The organism is Labrenzia sp. 5N, assembly GCF_012395805.1.
GTDB lineage: Bacteria > Pseudomonadota > Alphaproteobacteria > Rhizobiales > Stappiaceae > Roseibium > Roseibium algicola.
Genome location: NZ_JAAZTM010000011.1, coordinates 17,197 through 35,645, shown reverse-complemented (window position 1 = coordinate 35,645; position 18,449 = coordinate 17,197). Strand labels below are relative to the sequence as shown.

12 protein-coding genes are annotated in these 18,449 nt (G+C 59.9%); 2 read left to right on the top strand and 10 right to left on the bottom strand.

Annotated features, from left to right (window positions below):
• Positions 1-503: 503 nt before the first annotated feature.
• The 6 genes from HEP89_RS11355 to HEP89_RS11330 form a co-directional block, all read right to left on the bottom strand.
• On the bottom strand, positions 504-2,243 hold the full coding sequence (locus HEP89_RS11355) for an OFA family MFS transporter (protein WP_062491339.1): 1,740 nt from the start codon (positions 2,241-2,243) through the stop codon (positions 504-506).
• A 403-nt stretch (positions 2,244-2,646) separates the two neighbouring features.
• Positions 2,647-4,668, bottom strand: coding sequence for a HAMP domain-containing sensor histidine kinase (locus HEP89_RS11350; protein WP_062486916.1), 2,022 nt, complete (start codon positions 4,666-4,668; stop codon positions 2,647-2,649).
• A complete protein-coding gene (locus HEP89_RS11345; RefSeq protein WP_077291695.1) occupies positions 4,661-6,049 on the bottom strand; it encodes a sigma-54 dependent transcriptional regulator in 1,389 nt (462 codons plus the stop codon). Before HEP89_RS11345 ends, HEP89_RS11350 begins: the two co-directional genes overlap by 8 nt.
• 290 nt (positions 6,050-6,339) lie before the next feature.
• Positions 6,340-7,902 (bottom strand): serine hydrolase, encoded by a 1,563-nt coding sequence (locus tag HEP89_RS11340; protein ID WP_168692071.1) that lies wholly within the window; start codon positions 7,900-7,902, stop codon positions 6,340-6,342.
• A gap of 93 nt (positions 7,903-7,995) precedes the next feature.
• Entirely contained in the window at positions 7,996-9,717 is a 1,722-nt protein-coding gene (locus tag HEP89_RS11335) for a ShlB/FhaC/HecB family hemolysin secretion/activation protein (RefSeq protein ID WP_168692070.1), read from the bottom strand.
• 14 nt (positions 9,718-9,731) lie between these two features.
• Complete coding sequence (locus tag HEP89_RS11330; RefSeq protein ID WP_168692069.1) at positions 9,732-10,874, bottom strand: serine hydrolase domain-containing protein; 1,143 nt, start codon at positions 10,872-10,874, stop codon at positions 9,732-9,734.
• A 350-nt stretch (positions 10,875-11,224) separates the two neighbouring features.
• Here HEP89_RS11330 and HEP89_RS11325 point away from each other — a divergent pair, with 350 nt between their 5' ends.
• On the top strand, positions 11,225-13,984 hold the full coding sequence (locus HEP89_RS11325; RefSeq protein WP_168692068.1) for an AAA family ATPase: 2,760 nt from the start codon (positions 11,225-11,227) through the stop codon (positions 13,982-13,984).
• A 257-nt stretch (positions 13,985-14,241) separates the two neighbouring features.
• Complete coding sequence (locus HEP89_RS11320) at positions 14,242-15,012, top strand: IclR family transcriptional regulator (RefSeq protein ID WP_023003734.1); 771 nt, start codon at positions 14,242-14,244, stop codon at positions 15,010-15,012.
• A 31-nt stretch (positions 15,013-15,043) separates the two neighbouring features.
• On the opposite strand, the gene HEP89_RS11315 is transcribed toward HEP89_RS11320, so the two are convergent.
• From HEP89_RS11315 to HEP89_RS11300, 4 genes are all read right to left on the bottom strand, one after another.
• Positions 15,044-16,549, bottom strand: a complete 1,506-nt coding sequence (locus HEP89_RS11315) for a tripartite tricarboxylate transporter permease (RefSeq protein WP_168692067.1) — start codon at positions 16,547-16,549, stop codon at positions 15,044-15,046.
• Positions 16,550-16,551: 2 nt separating this feature from the next.
• Entirely contained in the window at positions 16,552-16,992 is a 441-nt protein-coding gene (locus HEP89_RS11310) for a tripartite tricarboxylate transporter TctB family protein (protein ID WP_075284051.1), read from the bottom strand.
• Between the two features lie 19 nt (positions 16,993-17,011).
• A complete protein-coding gene (locus HEP89_RS11305) occupies positions 17,012-17,398 on the bottom strand; it encodes a 5-carboxymethyl-2-hydroxymuconate Delta-isomerase (RefSeq protein WP_168692066.1) in 387 nt (128 codons plus the stop codon).
• Between the two features lie 76 nt (positions 17,399-17,474).
• On the bottom strand, positions 17,475-18,446 hold the full coding sequence (locus tag HEP89_RS11300) for a tripartite tricarboxylate transporter substrate binding protein (protein ID WP_082809658.1): 972 nt from the start codon (positions 18,444-18,446) through the stop codon (positions 17,475-17,477).
• Between the last annotated feature and the right edge of the window lie 3 nt (positions 18,447-18,449).

Genomic DNA, 18,449 nt, shown 5'->3' with positions numbered 1-18,449 from the left:
AACGGTCGAATGCCCGATGGGTGATCGATTTCAGATTGTCAGGACATCCAGTCTGCGTTCCTCTCAACGCAGGGAGCCTGACGCTGCTCCTCCCGGTCTTGCAGGTCAGCCTGTCAAAGAGACCAGCTCACTGCAAGAAATTTCAAACTCTGGTTTTTATCCCAGCGAGACCATGGATAAGGGCAGCCCCCGAAAGCCGTCAAACTGTTTTGGTATTTATTTCTTTTTCTGAAATTTATTTCAACCAACACCTCAAATAAGACATGCCGAGTAAAGACCCGAGAGAGAACACAAGCCATTGAGAGAAAACATCTTTTCGTGGAAGGCATTGCATCTGACCACTTGAAAACGCTCACCATGAACGTGCTGGGAAACTGACGGAACGCCCCTGACGGGGCCGAAATCCGACCCCCAGTCCCTCAGCTTTGTGATGCATATGAACACAAAAAAGGCCCGGAAGCGGATGCTTCCGGGCCGGTTGATCGTGATGGCAGAAGCCTTGATCAGGCCTTCGCCGGCTCCGCACCTTCCGGAACCGGGCTGGTCCCGTCGGCGCCGGCTTCCATGTGATGCTTGTCGTGCACCGGCTTCACCAGCGAGTTCGCGATCAACGCGATCACGAGCAAGCCTGCCATGGCATACATGGTGGTGTTGTAGAGGCTCGGTGTGGGATCCACCGTGCCGGCCGGAGCGATTTCCATCAGCCGGGCAACAGTCACCGTCTTTGCGGCCACCAGCTGGTCGAGCTGATCGACACCCGCACCGAATTTCTCGGCAAAGGCACTCGGGTCCACCTTGGCGGCAAGATCCGTGATCGCATTGTTCAGGGACATGTTCCGCAGCTGGGTGATCGCCAGCGGCCCCAGAACGCCTGCCGTACTCCACGCCGTCAGCAGACGCCCATGGATACCACCGACATATTTCGTGCCGAAGATATCAGCGAGATACGCCGGGATGGTCGCAAAGCCGCCGCCATACATCGTGAAGATGATCATGGTGGCTGCATAGAACATCACGAGCCAGGTGACGGCCGGATTGACGCTCACCTGCTCTGCTGCAAACGGAATCGACAGGTAAAGAATGATCCCGAGCACGAAGAAGCAGTGGTAGGTGTTCTTGCGGCCGATGAAGTCCGAAGTGGAAGCCCAGAAGAACCGCCCGACCATGTTGAAGACCGAGATCATGAACACATAGGTTGCCGCAAAGGCCGAATTCACGATCAGCGGCAACGTGGTGCCGAAGATTTCCGTCATCATGGTCTTGGCAACGCCGATCACGCCGATACCCGCCGTCACGTTGAAGCAGAGCACGATCCACAGCAGATAGAACTGCGGTGTCTTGAGCGCCTGATCGATGTGAACGTTGTTGTGGGTGATCATCTTGCGGGACGCAGCATCGGCAGTTGGCGGTGTCCAGCCGGCCGGACGCCAGCCTTCGCGCGGAACCCGGTAGGAGAAGGCCGCGATGATCATCACGACCAGATAGACGATGCCAAGCGTGAAGAAGGTCCCTGCAGCCCCGGTGTTACCGGTACCGACCACATAGATCCCCTCCTGAAGCGCAACGGGCGCTGCTGCCACCTGCTTGGCGCCTGCGATAACCACTTCCACCATCTGGCCGTTGACTTCCGCAAGGCGCTTGCCGCCTTCGGTGATCAGGGCAACAGATCCTTCAGGCCCCAGGTATTCCGGCGCCTTGTAGAACAGACCGAGCAGATATTCCTTGATCGGCGTTGCGATCATCGCTCCACCGCCAAAGCCCATGATGGCCATGCCGGTGGCCATGCCGCGCCGGTCCGGGAACCACCGGATCAAGGTGGAAACGGGTGATACGTACCCAAGCCCCAGACCGCAGCCGCCGATCACGCCGTAACCGAGGTAAAGCAGCCAGAGCTGGTGCGTCATGATGCCGAAGCCGCCGATGATGAAACCGCCGCCCCAGCAGAAGGCGGCAACGACGCCGACCATGCGAGGGCCGACTTCCTCAAGCCACTTGCCACCAAAGGCGGCCGCAAGCCCGAGAAACACGATGGCAACGGAAAAGATCCAGACGACCGAAGACAGGCTCCAGTCTTCCGGCGCTGCGGCAACCACCCCGAACTGTTTGATCAGAGGCGGGTTGAAGATGCTCCAGGCGTAGACGGAGCCGATACAAAGATGGATGGCGATGGATGCTGGCGGAACCTTCCAGCGGTTAAATCCGTCCTCTGCGACGATATGTTCCTTTTTCAACCGATCAAACATGCACTTATTTTCCTCCCATGCACGGTTGTCGGGCATTCCTCCGGGAAGGTGCCGGTCCCTTTGCGGCCGGCCTGTCATGTCTCCCCCGGTCCGGCAAGACAAAGCCGGATGCCCCGCTCCCGGCAGACGCGGACCTGTCGAAGCCTCCCGCTTCAGGTCCGCAACGCAGGAACGGTTGCACCGTCCCGCGCCTTCCGGCAGCTCCTTACTGATGGCAAGTTCGGGGCCAGTTTCTTTTCTGTTGAATTTCAGACAGTTAGATTTTCAGGAAGAAAGACGAGTGGACATTTTGTCCACATTCAAAAGTTGTTTTCTAGCCGTTTGGGACAATCTGTCCGGAAGCCCTTGACCGCCCAAACGGCCTAGAGGCCGGGAGCAACTCAGGGGCAGCCCACCCGCAACGTCAAGTGCCTTCAGGCAACCAGATTGTGAAAACGGTCCCGGCCCCTTCGATGCTTTCCACCTTGATATCGCCGCCCTGACGGCTGACCAGCGTCTGGGTAATCGAAAGCCCCAATCCGGTGCCCTGCCGGCTTTTCGTCGTATAGAAGGGGTCGAATATTCGCGCGATAACATCCTCGCTCATGCCGACACCGGTGTCCGAAATCTCGATCGACACTCCGGCGACATCTTCCTTATTCATATCCCAGGTTTTCATCGTCAGCGTGCCGCCGCCGGGCATGGCATGGATGGCATTGACGATGAGGTTGATCAGCACCTGCTGCAGTTCCGTCCGGTTCATCAGCACCAGACGGGAGGCAGTGGCCTCGCGAACAACCTCGATATCGGTCTTGCGCAGGAGATGGCGGACCAGCGGAAGACAGTCAGAAATCACCTCGTCCGGCGCGTGCCGATCGGCATAGCCTGCATATTCGTCCGGCTTGGCGAACTGCAGCAGCTTCATGACGATCTGGTTGATCCGGTCCACCTGCTCGTCGATCAGGCGGATTTCCGTACTGGCAACCTTTGCATGATCACCGAGCAGCATGCGCAGCACTTCCAGATTGCCCTGGATCACTGCAATCGGATTGTTGATCTCGTGGGCAACACCGGCGGTGATCTCGCCGATGGCGGCGAGCTTCTCCGACATGATCAGTTGCTTGGTGGTGTCTTCCAGCTGCCTGTTCGCCATCTTGAGGTCGCGCGTGCGTTCCTCGACGCGGGTGTTCAGCTCCTCGTTCCAGGACCTGAGCTGCCGGTCGCTTTCCTGAACCAGATCGAGCAGATGATCGAGATGCTGGGCGACACGCGCAATCTCGTCACCGCTGCCTTCGGACCGCGTGCGGGCGCCAAGGTCTCCCTTTTCGATGCTGGCAATGGTGTCCGTCATCTTTTCCAGTGGCTTGAAGACACCGCGAGCCCACCTCAGGAACAGCGGCACGCTGCCAGCGGTCACGACAAGAAAGCCCAGCAGCAGCGCGACCAGTGTCGCCAGCTTGGCTTCCCGGAATGGCGTCTCCAGAAAGCCGACATAAAGCATGCCCACCCGCTCGCCGAAACTGTCGGCGATCGGTTCATAGGCCGAGATGTACCAGTCGTTGACGACGAAGGCGCTGTCCAGCCAGACCTGACCCTCGCCCAGCACTTTCTGGCGAACGGCGGCGGACACCCTCGTCCCAAGCGCGCGCTTGTCTTCGAACAGACGGACATTGGTGCTGACGCGGACATCTTCCAGAAACAGCGTCGCGGTGCCCTGGCTGCCTTCGGGAAGGCTCGCCTCGCGGTAGACGAGATCGTTTATCGTGTCGATGAAGACGAGGTTCTGGTTGAGCAGGATGCCACCGACCAGAGCTGCCACGGGCGCACCCGGCACGGTGACCGGGCTTGCGGAGTGAACCACCATGCCGCGTGTTTCCGCGGCCCTTTCGGTCGGCACCGCATTGGGTGTCGGGACGAGATCCAGCCGGGCCCGATCTGCTAGTGCCGGAGAAATCGCCGTCAGATCACCGGCTTCGAAGATATCCACGCTTGTGGCGGCAGATCCTGCAAAGGCCTGTTCGATGACCGGCCAGTCCTTGGAGACCGGCGGAACGGCACTTGGCGGAGAGGCCGCCTCAACTGTCCTGTCCCTGCGCACGACATACAGAAAATCGAGACCCAGCTCCTCACGCCGCCGCTCCAGAAGCCCTGCCAGAAGTGCAGCATCACCACTGTCTGCAACGTCGCGAAAGGAGGCCGACTGGCCCAGCGCATCGATCTTTTCACCCGAATTTTCCAGGATTCTCGAAAAGTACTGATGGGCAATGGTCAGGTCGCCATTGACCTTGGTGATCAACAGGGAATCGAACTTCGCGTTCCAGCGCACCATCGCCCAGCCGAGAAAGAGTGGCAGAACCACAAGTGTCGGCAACAGGGCGATGGCCAGAAGCCTGACTCTGACGGACAGGCGGCTTCCCGATTTCCGGCGTCGTCTCTCCTCAGCCATTCCAGTCCATCAGCTTCCTGTCGATGGTCTTGCGCGAAATGCCGAGCCGCCGCGCCGCTTCGGCACGGTTTCCACCGGCTTCCTCGAGCACCATCAGGATATGACGCTTCTCCATGTCCTGCAGCGTTTCTCCGCCGGGCAGCAACAGGCTCTGCGTACTGTGGAACTCCGCCGGAAAGCGGCCAAGGATCAAGGTTCGTTCGATCGTGTTGCGCAGTTCGCGAACATTGCCCGGCCATTCATAAGCCAGCAGTCCGGAGACCACTTCATCCGTAAAAGGTACCGGCGGCATTCCAAGCTGAACGGACAGCTTCTGCATGAACAGCGACGCAAGTTCACGGATGTCGTCACCACGCTCGCGCAGCGGCGGCATTTCGAGCTGAAGCACGTTGACCCGGTAGTAGAGGTCCGCCCGGAACCGGCCCTCCTCCACGGCCTGCTCCAGATTTGCGTTGGTCGCGAACACGAACCTCAGATCGACAGGCACTTCACGCTCGGACCCGACCGGCCGAATTTTCCGGTCTTCGATTGCCCGCAGCAACTTGCTCTGTAGTGCCATTGGCAGTTCGCCGATCTCGTCCAGAAACAGCGTACCGCCATGCGCGTGCATGAACAGGCCGTCGCGGCTGGACCCGGCGCCGGTGAAAGCGCCTTTGAGATGCCCGAACAATTCAGCTTCGATCATGTCTCCTGGAATGGCGGCGCAATTGACCGGAACGAAGGGCTTGTCCGCCCGATCGGAAAGATCGTGAAGCGACCTGGCAGCAACTTCTTTTCCGGTCCCGGATTCCCCCGTGATCAGAACGGATGTCGGCAGCGGCGCGACGCGGGAGATCGTTTCGCGGATCTCGCCGATCTGGCGCGAATGTCCGATCAGTTTGTCACGCAGAAGAAGATGGTCGGATGTTGCCTGCAACTGGTGGCGCAACAGCTGGTTTTCCCGCAGCAGCGTGACCCGGTCGAGACATCTGGCAACCGCGTTCAGCAGCTGGTTGGACCGGAAGGGCTTGAGGATGAAATCGACCGCACCTGCCCGCAAGGCCTGGATCGCGGTTTCCAGATCCGCATAGGCTGTCATCAGGATCGCATCGGCGAAAAACCCGATCCGCCGCTGTTCACCAAGCCATTCCACACCGGATTTGCCTGGCATGATATTGTCGAGGATCACCACGTCATAGTGGTGGGTATCGAGAAGCGCCGAGGCCTCGAGCGTGTCGGCGGCCTGCTCGATGCGTTTGCAATAAGGCTCGAGCGTGCGGACCAGAAAATTGCGCATGCCGGGCTCGTCGTCGACGATCAGGATCGACGCCTGCGGCAGCCAGGGACCGAACTCCGGCTGTGAATCTGCCTCTTCAGGACGTTTGGAAACACCGCTCTTCATAGCCCCTCCCCGGCAGTTTCATCCGTTCTTTTGTCATGGTCCATCCTCCGGCCCGGAGCATTGCATATTCCAGTATGCAATGTCTTCCGGAGACGCACGTGCAATTGCAACTATCTGAAATCGCGCGACCAATTGCCCAGACAGGAAGCAGCCTCAGCACCGGAGCTCTCAAGTATACCGACGTCTTCCGCTTATTCTCTCTGCGGATCAGGCGCTGAGGGTGTGTGAAAGCAAAAACCCCGCAGGATGTCCCTGCGGGGTTTGAATGTGCGTCGCAGAATCAGCTCACTCTATTGCGCAAGCCTTTCGAACCGCGCAGGCCCGTTCAGCACGAAGAGCTCGATTTCCAGGGTGCTTGCTTCCTTGCCATCGCCTGAGAAAGTCACGGTCGAGCGCGAACCCGCCACGGCATTTTCGTTGGCAATGTCAAACACCATCATCGACCCGTCCCAGGCCTGCAGCGGCAGCTTTATTGGCTGGGGACCGGCAAGCAGGACGAGCCCGCCATCCTCCTCTTGCACCTCGACCGTGCCGAAGTAGGGATGGCCGTAACGGCCCGTGCAATAGCCAGCCGCAGGAGCAGGTGCGGCAGCGGCAGGAGCAGGTTCACCGGCCGTGAAGCCGGCAGGCGTATAGAAGGAAGCGAACAGGCCTTCATATCCGGAGAACCAGTCACGGGTCACACGCCCGAACTGCACCATGTCGGAGAAGGATGCGCCGATGGATTCAACGGCACCGACAGGAGCCGCATTCGACAGGACCACAATCCCTATGTCGAGCGAGGGGATCATCAGGAAATAGGTCGACGCACCAAGGATGAAAGCACCTGAATGGCTGAGGATTACCCGGCCGGACGGGTCAGTGCCAACATTGAAACCATAGCCGTAGAACCCCGCGCGTTCGTCAGGCGTATGGGGACGGCTGGAAAAGCTTTGCGGACTGATTGCTGGCTGCAAGGCTTCGGGAGAAATAAGCTCCCCACCATCGGCCAGAACCATCTTCATCCATCTGGCCATGTCGTTGATGGAGGAACTCACCCCGCCGGCGGGTGACTGGGCGTCCGGCTGCCGCTGGTACAGCGCCTCGAAACCGTCGCCGCTTCTGGCATGCGGCACCGCGCGGTTTTCCCGTGCCATGAAATCATTGAACCGCGCACTGGTCCTGGTCATGCCAAGCGGCTGAAACAGGGCCTCGTCAGAAAGGTCGGCCCATTCGGCCCCGGATGCTTCGGCAACCGCCTCGGCGCCGGCAGTCAGGCCGAAATTCGTGTAGGCGTAGCTCGTGCGGAAGGCGCGCAGAGGCTGCAGGCGCAAACGTTCGAGGATCGTCTGCCTGTCAAAGCCGATGTCTTCCAGATCGTCGCCGGCATGGTCCGGCAGGCCGGAACGGTGGCTGTAGAGATCCCCCACTGTCAAACGTTCGGAAATATCGGGATCGGCAAGGCTGAACCATGGCAGCAGGTCGCGCATCCTGCTGTCCCACGAAACAACGCCGCGCGTGACCTGCCGGGCGACGACTGTTGCCCCGATCGACTTGGACACGGAAGCCATCTGGAAAACGGTGTCGGCGTCAATCGGTTGATCGCCCTCGCCGCCCCGCTTTCCGAAGCCTTTCGCGTAGACAGTCTCTCCCTTGTTTACGACGGCAACCGCTAGGCCCGGCACCTTGCTGCGCGCCTTGATGTCTTCAACGATCCCGTCAAGCCCGGCGATCGCCTTGTCGATCTGGCCAGGCGGAACATCGGTTCCCGCCGTTCTGGATGGCGGCAGGTCCTCGGCAAGGGCTGGTGCTGCCAGAACCGCGAGAGACGCGGACGCCAGGAACCGGCGCCGTGTGAGCTGGAAGAACGACATGTGTAACCTCTCAATCAGTCTTGCTGTTCGCGCGTGCAGGTCTTTGCAGATGGGTTTCGGCCGGTCCGGCCGGGGCGATACTTTCCGGTGTTGTCAAAGCGCCATCCCCAGCCTAAAGAAAACCCGGGTCCCCGGATCCTCGGCGTTTTCCGGCCGATGCCAGGGTGTGGCGGTGAGAACCTGAAAATTCACCCGGTCGGCAACCATGCCACTGACACCGACACCGGCTGAACCGAGTTCGTCGCGGGCAAAGTCGGCGGCTTCATCCACGTTCCAGACGACGCCATAATCGGCAAAGGCCGTCAGGGTGAGACCGGGAAGCGCAGACCATCCGGTTTCGATGTCGTGACTGACTTCAAACGCCGACGCAAAGCCACTGTCACCGGAGAGGCTGCCGCCATCGAACGCCCAGCCGTAGGGATCGCCGCCGAGAGCGAACCGGACCGCACCGGGCAGCGGTGTCGGCGAATACTGACTGGCCGTGCGCAGCTGAAGCCGCGCGATGGACGCCAGATCATATGAAACACCGAAGTTGAACCGGCCAAAGCGATAGTCGTCCGGGTCAATTTCCATTTCACCTTTGTGGTTCAGGCTCTGACCCAGTTCGGCTCCAGCGGAAAATGAGGCAGGGCCTGCATCAAGGTCGTACCGGAGGGACACCGTCGCCCAACGCGCCTGCTCACGGGCAGCCCGCGCGCCCATCACGTCGATCCGGTCGTTCCGAAGATTGATTTCCACCTTGCCGTAAAGGCTCTGGTCGATGGTGCGAATGAGCGGATACTGGAGATGAGCCGAACCGATAACGGTTTCGATGTGGATGTCCTGCTCTTTCAGGTCTGCGCCGGGTTTCTGGGTCACATAGGTCAGGTCGTAGCCCGCGGAGAGCCCGTTGAACCCGATTGGAACCGACTGCGACGCCTGCAGCAGCACCATTTCCTCGGGCGCGTCCGGAACGGTCACGCCAACCAGGCTTGTCGTTTCGAACAACCCGAAGATGTCGTTGACCGTGGCATTTCCGGAAAGTTCCAGCGGACCGACCGTATCTGTTCCAAGGTTGTCGAGACCGACGCCGGCGCTGTATCGGCTGAAATCAACCGCGAGCTTCAGCGTACCGCCACCTGTGGGCGTTTCCGGGCGCACAATTGTTCCCTCGATCTGCAGACCGGCAAGATCGCTCATCAGCAGCAGGACGCGTTCCGCTTCCTTGATCCGAATGGGCCGCATGGAGGTCAGGCGGTTGATATAGGGCGCCAGGCGCTCCCTGATGCGCGGGATGGAACTGGTGATCTCGACGGTTTCAACATAGCCTTCGTAGACCCGAAGCGAGACCGCACCGGACGCAAAGTCCTGCACCGGAACGACGGTCATCGAAAAATAGCCGGCTCTCAGATAGGCGGCCTCAACCGCCTCCGCGATCCGATAGAGATCCGCAAGAGACATCTCCTTGCCGATCTTGCCCTGCCAGATGGCCGACAGATCGGTGTTCGAAACCGAATGTGCACCGGCAATCGATACCGAGCGGAGGGTGAAGCGTACCCTCTCGGCATCTTGTTCTGAAACACGCTTGCGCTGATCCTGCACAGTGATGTCGACCGTGCCCGGCCTTGTAGGCGGCGTGAACCGTTCGATAATGACGGTTTGCCCGGCGACGGCCTGATCAAGCGTTTGAGCCGGTGCAGAATGAGAAAACACCGCGGCCACGAAAGAGACGGCCAGAACCGAAGCAGCCCGAAGCCGAAAGGTAGATTTGGGATTAGCAGCGGCAGCACCGCGCAGGGTTTTCGTTGCCGGGGGAGGCAGCACCTGTCTTGTCACGGACGGCTCCGTTCTTATTCAGCGGTGTTCTGGGGAGCCGTTTCGCCGAGTAACGGAGCGACGGCGTTAAAAATGCGCATGGCAGGCAGCGAGCAGGACAGACCCGAGGCTTCGTCGACGTTCCGCGTCTCCTTTGCCTCCTCGCAGTCACCGGAAGGCATGTCGCTGTTCGCCTGGACAACAAGGGTCGTGTCGGTCCGCGGGCTATGGAAAACGACCGTGGTGTATCCAGGCACTTCGCCCGTGTGGCCAACCCACTCTCCGTTGCACCGAAGCGCCAGACCGTACCCATCAGGCGGACGGAAGGATCGCAGCCGCGCTTGCTGCATCTGGGTGCCGAGAAGCCCTTGGCCGGACCCAAGGGCTCGGCCATAGACCAGCAGATCGTCGAGGTTGGAAATCAGCTCCCCCGCTGTCCAGAGCGAAGCCGGGTTCCAGTGTGTGGCAACAAGAGGTGCTTCCGGCGTTGCATCAACGCCCTGAAGGGTTACGCCCTGGGCGTAGGGCTCCGGCAGTTCGGTCCTGCTTCCCGGCCAGACTGTTTTTTCCAGTCCGAGAGGCTCCAGGATCATCTTCCGCAATGACGTCTCGAACGGCTGCCCGGTGGTCTTTTCAATGACCATGCCAAGGAGGATCGTGTTCGTGTTGGAATAATCGTATTGCGTTCCCGGTTCGAAGAGCGGGGAATTTTCGACGGCAAAGGTCAAAAGGTCCTCGGGCGAAAACGCGACACCGGGTTGATCGAGAAACAACTCCACGAACCGTTCGGAAGCGGTGTAGCTCGCCACACCGCTGGTCATGTCCGCAAGCTGGCGCAGCGTGATCCTGTCTCCGTTGGGAATTCCCTCGACATAGGCATCGATCGTGTCATCGAGAGAAAGCCGTCCGGCTTCTGCAAGCTGCAACAGCATTGTTCCGGTAAAGGTCTTGGTTACGGACCCGATGCGCGTGTGCATGCCCGGCTCCATCGGAGTTCCGGTTGCCGGGTCGGCAACGCCGTACCCTTTTTTCCATGTGCCGTCTGGTGTTTGGACACCAACAATGACGCCCGGCGTTTCGGCAAGTGGAAGCGCGGCCAGCACCGCATCATCCAGCTTTTGCGAGAGTGCTGCGGAGAGCGGCGTGCCGGGCCTGGCGTCCCTTGCAGCGGAGGTCATACCCCGGTCAAAATCCTCAACACATGTTACGGTCGCTGCGACGGGGTTAACGCTGCATACCGACACCAGCAGGACCGCAAGCAATTGCACGGCCCGTGCTGTCACCGGGCCTGTTGTGACCGATCTTGTCAAACTGGGCTGTCCTCTTTTCCGGTTGCAGACGGGAGATCGCGCTTGCGGCGGGGCATGCCGCAGGGGCGCGTCTCCATGAGGACTGGTGGTAGGGAAATCAGGATGGCAAACAAAGTCGGCAACGGTGCAAAAATGGTATAAGTAGTTCGTCAATCAGTGTAATTCTTCATCGGGGCACGGTCCTCGTGCCTCACCGGAACATCGGAATCTGCGTCCCAGTGCAAAAAGTCGAACTTGATGTTTCTCGCGGTGAACTGCTGCGTGACGGGGAAGTCGTTCGTTTGCGCCCCAAGACTCTCGCCGTGCTGGTCGAGCTGGACGCCCGCGAGGGAGAGATCGTCAGCCAGCAAGAACTGAGGCACCTGATCTGGGGACAGCAGCATGGACGCGAGACCGGTCCAAAGCAGTGTATCCGCGAGCTTAGACGCTTGCTGGGAGACAGCGCCGAAACACCCGGGTTCATCGAAACGGTCGGCAGGCAGGGCTACCGCCTTGTCGGCAAGATCACGGTTCTGAACTCCGGCACGGAAACCACTGGAACGGCCCCTCTTTGCGTAGGCCGAACCGCGGAACTGCAGTCCCTTGCGGACTGCGCAGCGGCAGTGCGCGCTGGCAAGCGCATTGTGAGCCTTGTCGCCGGGGAAGCCGGATCGGGCAAATCAAGGCTGGTGGAGACGTTCGCCGCCACGCTGCCACGCACGGCAGGCTTCTGGTCTGCCCGGGGGCAGTGCATTCCCCATCCAGGTGCCCGGGAACCCTATGGCCCACTGATCGAGATCGTGACACAGCTTGCCGAAGGTGCCTCACGAAAACGGGTCTTGCGGCTTCTTGAGGATGTCGCACCGTCCTGGCGGGACCTGCTGCCTCAGCTTCGTTCTGGCCGGGAGCCCGCTCCCCTGCCCACAAGATTGACGGACACGCACCCGGACTCAATGTTGCGGGAGCTGACCGCACTCATGGAGCGTCTCTCTCAGCAGCAGCCCGGTGTCATCATTCTGGAAGACCTGCACTGGGCCGATCAGAGCACGCTGGCATGGCTTCTTTCCTGGGCTCAGCGCCGAGTTCCTGCCAGAACCCTTGTGGTTGGAACCTATAGGTTTGATGAACTGGACAAGTCCGGAGACCTCCAAACGACATTGCATTACCTTCAACGTGTTCAGGACTTTAGCCCGATCACGCTGGACGGCCTCGACGAAACAGCCGTGGCAGACCTTCTCAAGCGACGCTTTCCGGACCACAGACTGCCTGCCTCCCTTGCCGGCGAGTTGAGGCGAAGAACGGAAGGGCATGCCATCCTGGTCGATGCGATCATCGACCAGTGGCATCGGGACGGGGTCCTGGAGAGTTCCGAGAATCAGCAGGCACCCGAGCAGGACGTCAATGAAATCGTTTCGGCAATCTCACGCGGAGCCGGAAAATTCATCGCGGGCGAAATCGGCCGGCTGGACCCATACGAGCGGCAATTGCTCGACATTGCCAGCGTTGCCGGAATTCGCTTTTCCGCAGCCATGTTGAGCGATGAACGGCTCGAGGTGGAAAAAGGCGAAGCGGTTCTCGACCGCCTTGCAAGCGTCAGGCGCTTTATTCAACGGGCGGGCATCATGGCCTGGCCGGACGGGACGCAGGCAACACGCTACGTCTTCCGGCACGCGCTTTATCAGGAGGCTCTTTACGACGCTGTTCCGGCCGCAAATCGGCAAGGACTTCACGAACGCATCGGCAGCCGGCTTGAAACCGCGTTCAAATCCCGCACTGGCGAAATCGCGTCCACACTCGCCGATCATTTCGAGCGTGCCGCCGATTGGAAACGTGCTGCCGTCCATCGAGGGCTTGCGGGCCTGACCGCGCTGGAACGCGGCGCAGTCACCGATGCGGCCGCTCAATTCCGGCAGGCGCTTGTCTCCTTCGCCGCCTGCGAGCCTGACCCCGAAACGCACACGGCGGAATGCCGCACGCTACTGGGTCTGGGAGCGGCACTTATTGTCGGGGATCACTTCACCACAGACGAACTTCGGGACGTTTACGAACGCGCCGCGACACTTGCAGGCCGAACCAATGACCCGACGACAATTGTGCCCGCACTTGCGGGGCTCTGGAACCACCACCTGACCAAGGCAGATCTTGCAGCCGCCGACGAACTTGCCAAGGGTCTCGATGACCTGGCAGAGGATGCACCAGCGCTTTATGCAATGGTGGCCCACAATGCTGTCGGGCAAACACGGTTCTTCCGTGGTGATCTTTCCGCCTGCCTGCCTCATATCAACGCTGTTTGCAGCGCCTACGACACGAACCACGGCGCAGAGGCATCGGTTCTGTTCGGCGAGGACCCCGGCATCGTCTGCCGCCAGTATGCCGCTTGCGTTCATCAGTTGCTCGGCCAAAGCGAACGTGCCGAACGCCTTTATGCCGAAGGCATGACGTTGACGGACACATTGGAGCAGCCTTTCGGTCGAGCGCAGATGCTTTGGGCAGGAGCGCTGATCGCTCGTGAGCGTGAAGACCCGGTGCGTGTGCTGGAACGGGCGACGGCCCTGATCGAAACCTGCGAAGCAGCCGCAATTCCGTTCTGGCGCCCCTATGGCGACCTGCTGGCCGGGTGGGCCCAGGTAGAGCTTGGGAACGCTTCCGGCCTTCAGCAAATTCACGAAGGTCTGAACGCACAGGCGGCAATGGACGTGACGCTGACCCGTCCTTACGGACTGTCACTCTACGCAGAAGCGACCAGCCGCTGTGGTAGCCCGGCCGAAGGGCTGAAGGCACTTGCATCGGCGTTCAAGATCATCAGACGTACCGGCGAACGCTGGCACGAAGCGGATCTCCATCGCCTGTGGGCCTTGCTCTCGGTGCAGACCGGCCGAACCCGAAACGCTTTATCCGCACTTCGCCGTGCAATCAGGTTTGCACGAACCCAAAACGCCGTGACTTACGAAAAACGTGCGCAAGACCTTCTGGACCGGATTGCAGCTCAACTGACCTGAGAAGCACTCCGCGAACCCGCGTCCGGATAGGACTTCAGCCCGCTTCTCCAGCCGTTCAAAAGGCTTCTAGGTCACCCCATTCCGACTTGGAGACACAGTGGCAACATCGGATCCGGAAACGAGGCCTTTAGCCATGCCAATAAATTCCCGAATGCCCTTCATTTCAATGGACCCGTGTGCCCTCATGCAATACCACTCTACTAGGACATTCGGTCGAATTAGATATTAAACACATACGATTATAGAGACTTACGAGGATGACTGCAGGAACACAAAGCATCGACCGCGCAGCGATGTTGCTCGATCTTGTCGCGGGTGGGCATCCCGACGGTGTTCCCTTCGCGGACATACTCGCAAAGTCCGGCCTGACCCGGCCGACTGCCCGACGAGTGCTGCAGGCGCTTATCGAACATGGCTTCGTCGACCAGGATGCGGAAAACCGCCGCTTTTTCCTCGGCTCCAGAATTTACGAACTGGGTCTGCTGGTCTTCCCGGCCTATGACCTGCAAGATGTTTGCAAGCCGGAACTCGAACGTCTGGTCGAGGTAACGGGCGACACCGTTTTCCTCAATCGTGTCGTCGGTGACAAGATGACCTGCATTGCCCGGGAAAGCGGCGCGTTTCCCGTGAAGGCGTTTGTTCTGGACGTCGGGGTTCATCGCCCGATCGGGCTGGGCGCCGGTGGCATGGCTGTCCTTGCCGCCCTTCCGCCTGCAAAAGCCGAAGCGATCCTGGACAGAAACACCGGCGACCTCAAGGAGTTCTCCGGTGGCGTCACGAAAATCCGTGAGATGGTCGAACTGGCAAGAGAGACCGGCTACATCGACAGGGTGTCGGACGTTGGCGTCAGGACCGTCGCCATGGCAATCCGCGACAGTGCCGGCACACCCTTTGCGTCAATCAGCGTTTCCAGCATCATGGCGCGCATGACCGGCGAGCACCTGCAATCGGTACTCGCCATCATGGGGGAGGAAGTCGCGAAGATCAGCGCCAAGCTGTCGAAGATGCGGCCGATAGGTAGAGCCTGATCCGGCCGCGCCTTCCGCTTGACCGAGGCTGTTAATCGGCAACGGGATTTTCGTTTTGACGCTTGATCCGCGACCAGAGCAGGTTGAGCAGCGGCAGCACGATGATCAGGATCGTGATGCAGTGGATCGCGATGGCCGTGCTGGATCCGAGAAGATAACCGAAGTCTCCTCCTGAAATCATCAAGGCGCGGCGCAGGTGCTCCTCGAGCATCGGCCCCAGAACGAACCCGATGAGCAGCGGTGCGGGGGAATAGTCGTAAAATCGCAGGATCGCCCCGATAACCCCCATCAACAACACGGCCCAGACGTCGAAGGTGGAGTTTGCCACGCCGAAGACGCCAGTGCAGATCAGTGCAATGATAACGGGAAACAGGAACCGTCTCGGCACGGCAACCAGTCGTGCCCAGACACCGATCAGCGGTACGTTCAACACCAGCAGCAACACGTTGCCGATCCAGAAGCTGGCGACCAGACCCCAGAACAGGTCCGGGTGATCGACCACCAGCTGTGGTCCGGGTGCGATGCCGTGGATCATCAAGGCGCCCAGGATGATCGCCATCGTCGGCGTTCCGGGAATACCGAGCGTCATGGTCGGAATGAAGGCCGTCTGGGCGGCAGCGTTGTTGGCTGCCTCAGGCGCGGCGATCCCGTTGATCCGTCCAGTGCCGAATTCTTCCTTCTTGCCGCCCACGGACCGTTCCAGCGAATAGGCCAGGAAAGAGGAAATCGTGGGCCCTGCACCGGGCAAGGGCCCCAGGATGCCACCAACGGAGGCTCCGCGAAGGATCGAGAACTTGATGCTCTTGAGTTTGCCGAAAGCGAGAAACATGGATCGGGCGGAAATGGCGATCGGTTTCCTGTCACCCTGGTCATCCCTCAGCTTGTTGATGACCTCCGGGATGCCGAACAGGCCCATGGCAACGGCGACGATCGACAGCCCGTCGAGAAGGTTTGCATAGCCCATGTCGAAACGGGCAACGCCGCTGTTGAGGTCAAGGCCGATGCTGCCCAGCAGCATGCCGATGAAGACCATCGCAACGCCCTTGAGCGCTGATCCACCCACTGCAACCGATCCGGCAACGAGGCCCAGCAGCAAGGTCGCGAAATACTCCGCCGGTCCGAAGGAGAGCGAGAACTTCACGATCAACGGTGACAGGAAAACCATGGCCAGAATGCCGAAAGTGCCACCACTCAGCGAGGAGATCTGCGCTGTCAGCAGGGCAAGACCAGCCTCGCCTCTTTTCGCCATCGGGTAACCGTCCAGCGTTGTGATCGCGTTGGAAGCAGTGCCCGGCAGATTGAGAAGGATCGATGCGATGGAGCCGCCATATTCGGCTCCGTAATAGACACCGGCCAGCATGATGACCGCGGTCGTCGGCTCCAGATAGAAGGTGACAGGCAGCAGGATCGAGATCGCCGCGATCGCGCCGATACCTGGAAGAACACCGACGATATTGCCCAGCAGAACACCTGCGAAACAATAAAAGAGATTTACCGGATGCAGTGCGACCGTAAACCCTGAGAGGAAATCCATCATGATCAGAACCCGGGGAAAAGCCTGAGAGGCATGCCGAGGCCCAGAACGAATGTGAGCCACAGGAAGGCAGAAACGCCGATGGAGAGCAGCACCGTTTCCAGCCATTTCATGCGCGGAATGACGAGCGCCAGCACCGAAATCGCACACAAGGTGGTGAGTGCGATGCCGAGCCGTTCGATCAGCAGAGCGTAGAGTGCGATGGAGGCAACGACCCCGCAGAGGCCGAGCCAGGGGAATTGCCTTGGAAGGGTGACGTCACGAACGACGTTGACGACCGCGATCAGCAATCCGAAGACAATCGTCAAGGCACTCAAGACGACCGGGAACATTCCCGGCCCCATGTTGCGCGGCACGCCCATGTCGAGATCGCGGGAAGCGTAGAGGAAAATTGCGCCTACGAGCGCGACCAGCAGCCCGTCCTGTGCCTTGAAGAGAGCCTTCATCCCATCCTCCAGAAAACCGTCAGCTGGCTTTCAAGTGTTTGTGCAGGTTGTTCATCTTGTAACTGTAAGCACTCGGGATCTCTTGCATTTCCATTGCGTATGCAAGCCGGGCACGGTCAGCGAGAGGCTTCAGATGCGACGAAGTCCGATCAAAGATCAAGTCTGCCGCCTCCTGTTTGGTCTGCGCATCCCTGCCTTCACCGATGCGAAGTGACAAGTGGACAAACCCGTTGTCCGGGTTCATGTCACCGACCAGGCAATCGTCAATGCGGGTGATGCGGATGCGGATACCCGCGATCGGGAAGATACCGGCTTCCGTCATGGCGGCGTGGACACAGCGGCCAAAAGTTTCGACCTCGGTCTGATCTGCAATATTACCGGAAAATTCGATCCAGGCGTGCGGCATGGTTCCATCCTTGAAAGGGCGAGCCGAAGCTCGCCCGGTAGGTTCAATTGTTGCGAAATGGAAGTTCAGGGAAAGGTCACTTCGGCTCGATGCCGGCGTCCTTGATTTCCTGGCCCCACAGGTCGACCTCGGAGGCGATGAATTCTGTCGTCGCCGCAGAGTTCAGGCCACGCCGGGACGGCGTTACACCGATGCTTTCGAGTTTCGCCTGCACGTCCGGATTGGCAATGGTCTTGTTGAAGGCATCGCTCAGAACGTCCAGACGCTCCTGGGGGACACCAGCCGGAGCAACGACACTGTACCACCCAACCACGTTGAAACCGTCGAAGCCGAGTTCGTCTGCCGTCGGCGTGTCGGGCAGCGCGGCGTAACGGTCCGTGCTCGTGACGAGGATCGGTTTCAGGGCACCGCTCTCAACATGCGGCAGGACCGAAACAGGACTGCTGATCATCGCATTCACACGGCCGGCCAGGATATCGGAAATTGCATCTCCGGAACCTGAATAGGGAATATTGGTGAAGCTGAGATCTGCCTGCCGGGCCAGCAAGCGCGCCGCCAGAAGCGCCGCGCTGCCTCCGTTTGCCATGGTCAGGTTTTCCGTGGCGGCCGCGGCAAAGCCTTCATAGTCGGAGATTTCGGAATCCCCCGGCACCGTGACCACATAGGGCGACTCGGAGATCACCGCGATCCCCGAGAAGTCTTCTTTCGAGTTGTAGGTCGCCGACTTGAAAAGCGACGGGTTCAGCGCAAGCGTCGCCTGGATACCGAACAGAATGGTATACCCGTCAGCTTCTGCCTGTTTCGCCAGAAGCGTGCCGACCGTTCCGGACGCACCCGGACGGTTTTCGACGACGACAGGCTGCCCCAGGTACTCCTTCATGTTGTCGGCAACAATCCGGGCCGTAGTGTCTGTCCCCCCTCCAGGCGAATACGGCACAATCAGGCGGACCGGCTTCTCCGGAAACGCGTCCTGCGCGATAACCGGAGCCGCCACTGTGAGCGCCAAGGCGCCCGCTGCGATTGACAACAAAGTTCTCTTGGTGAGCATTCT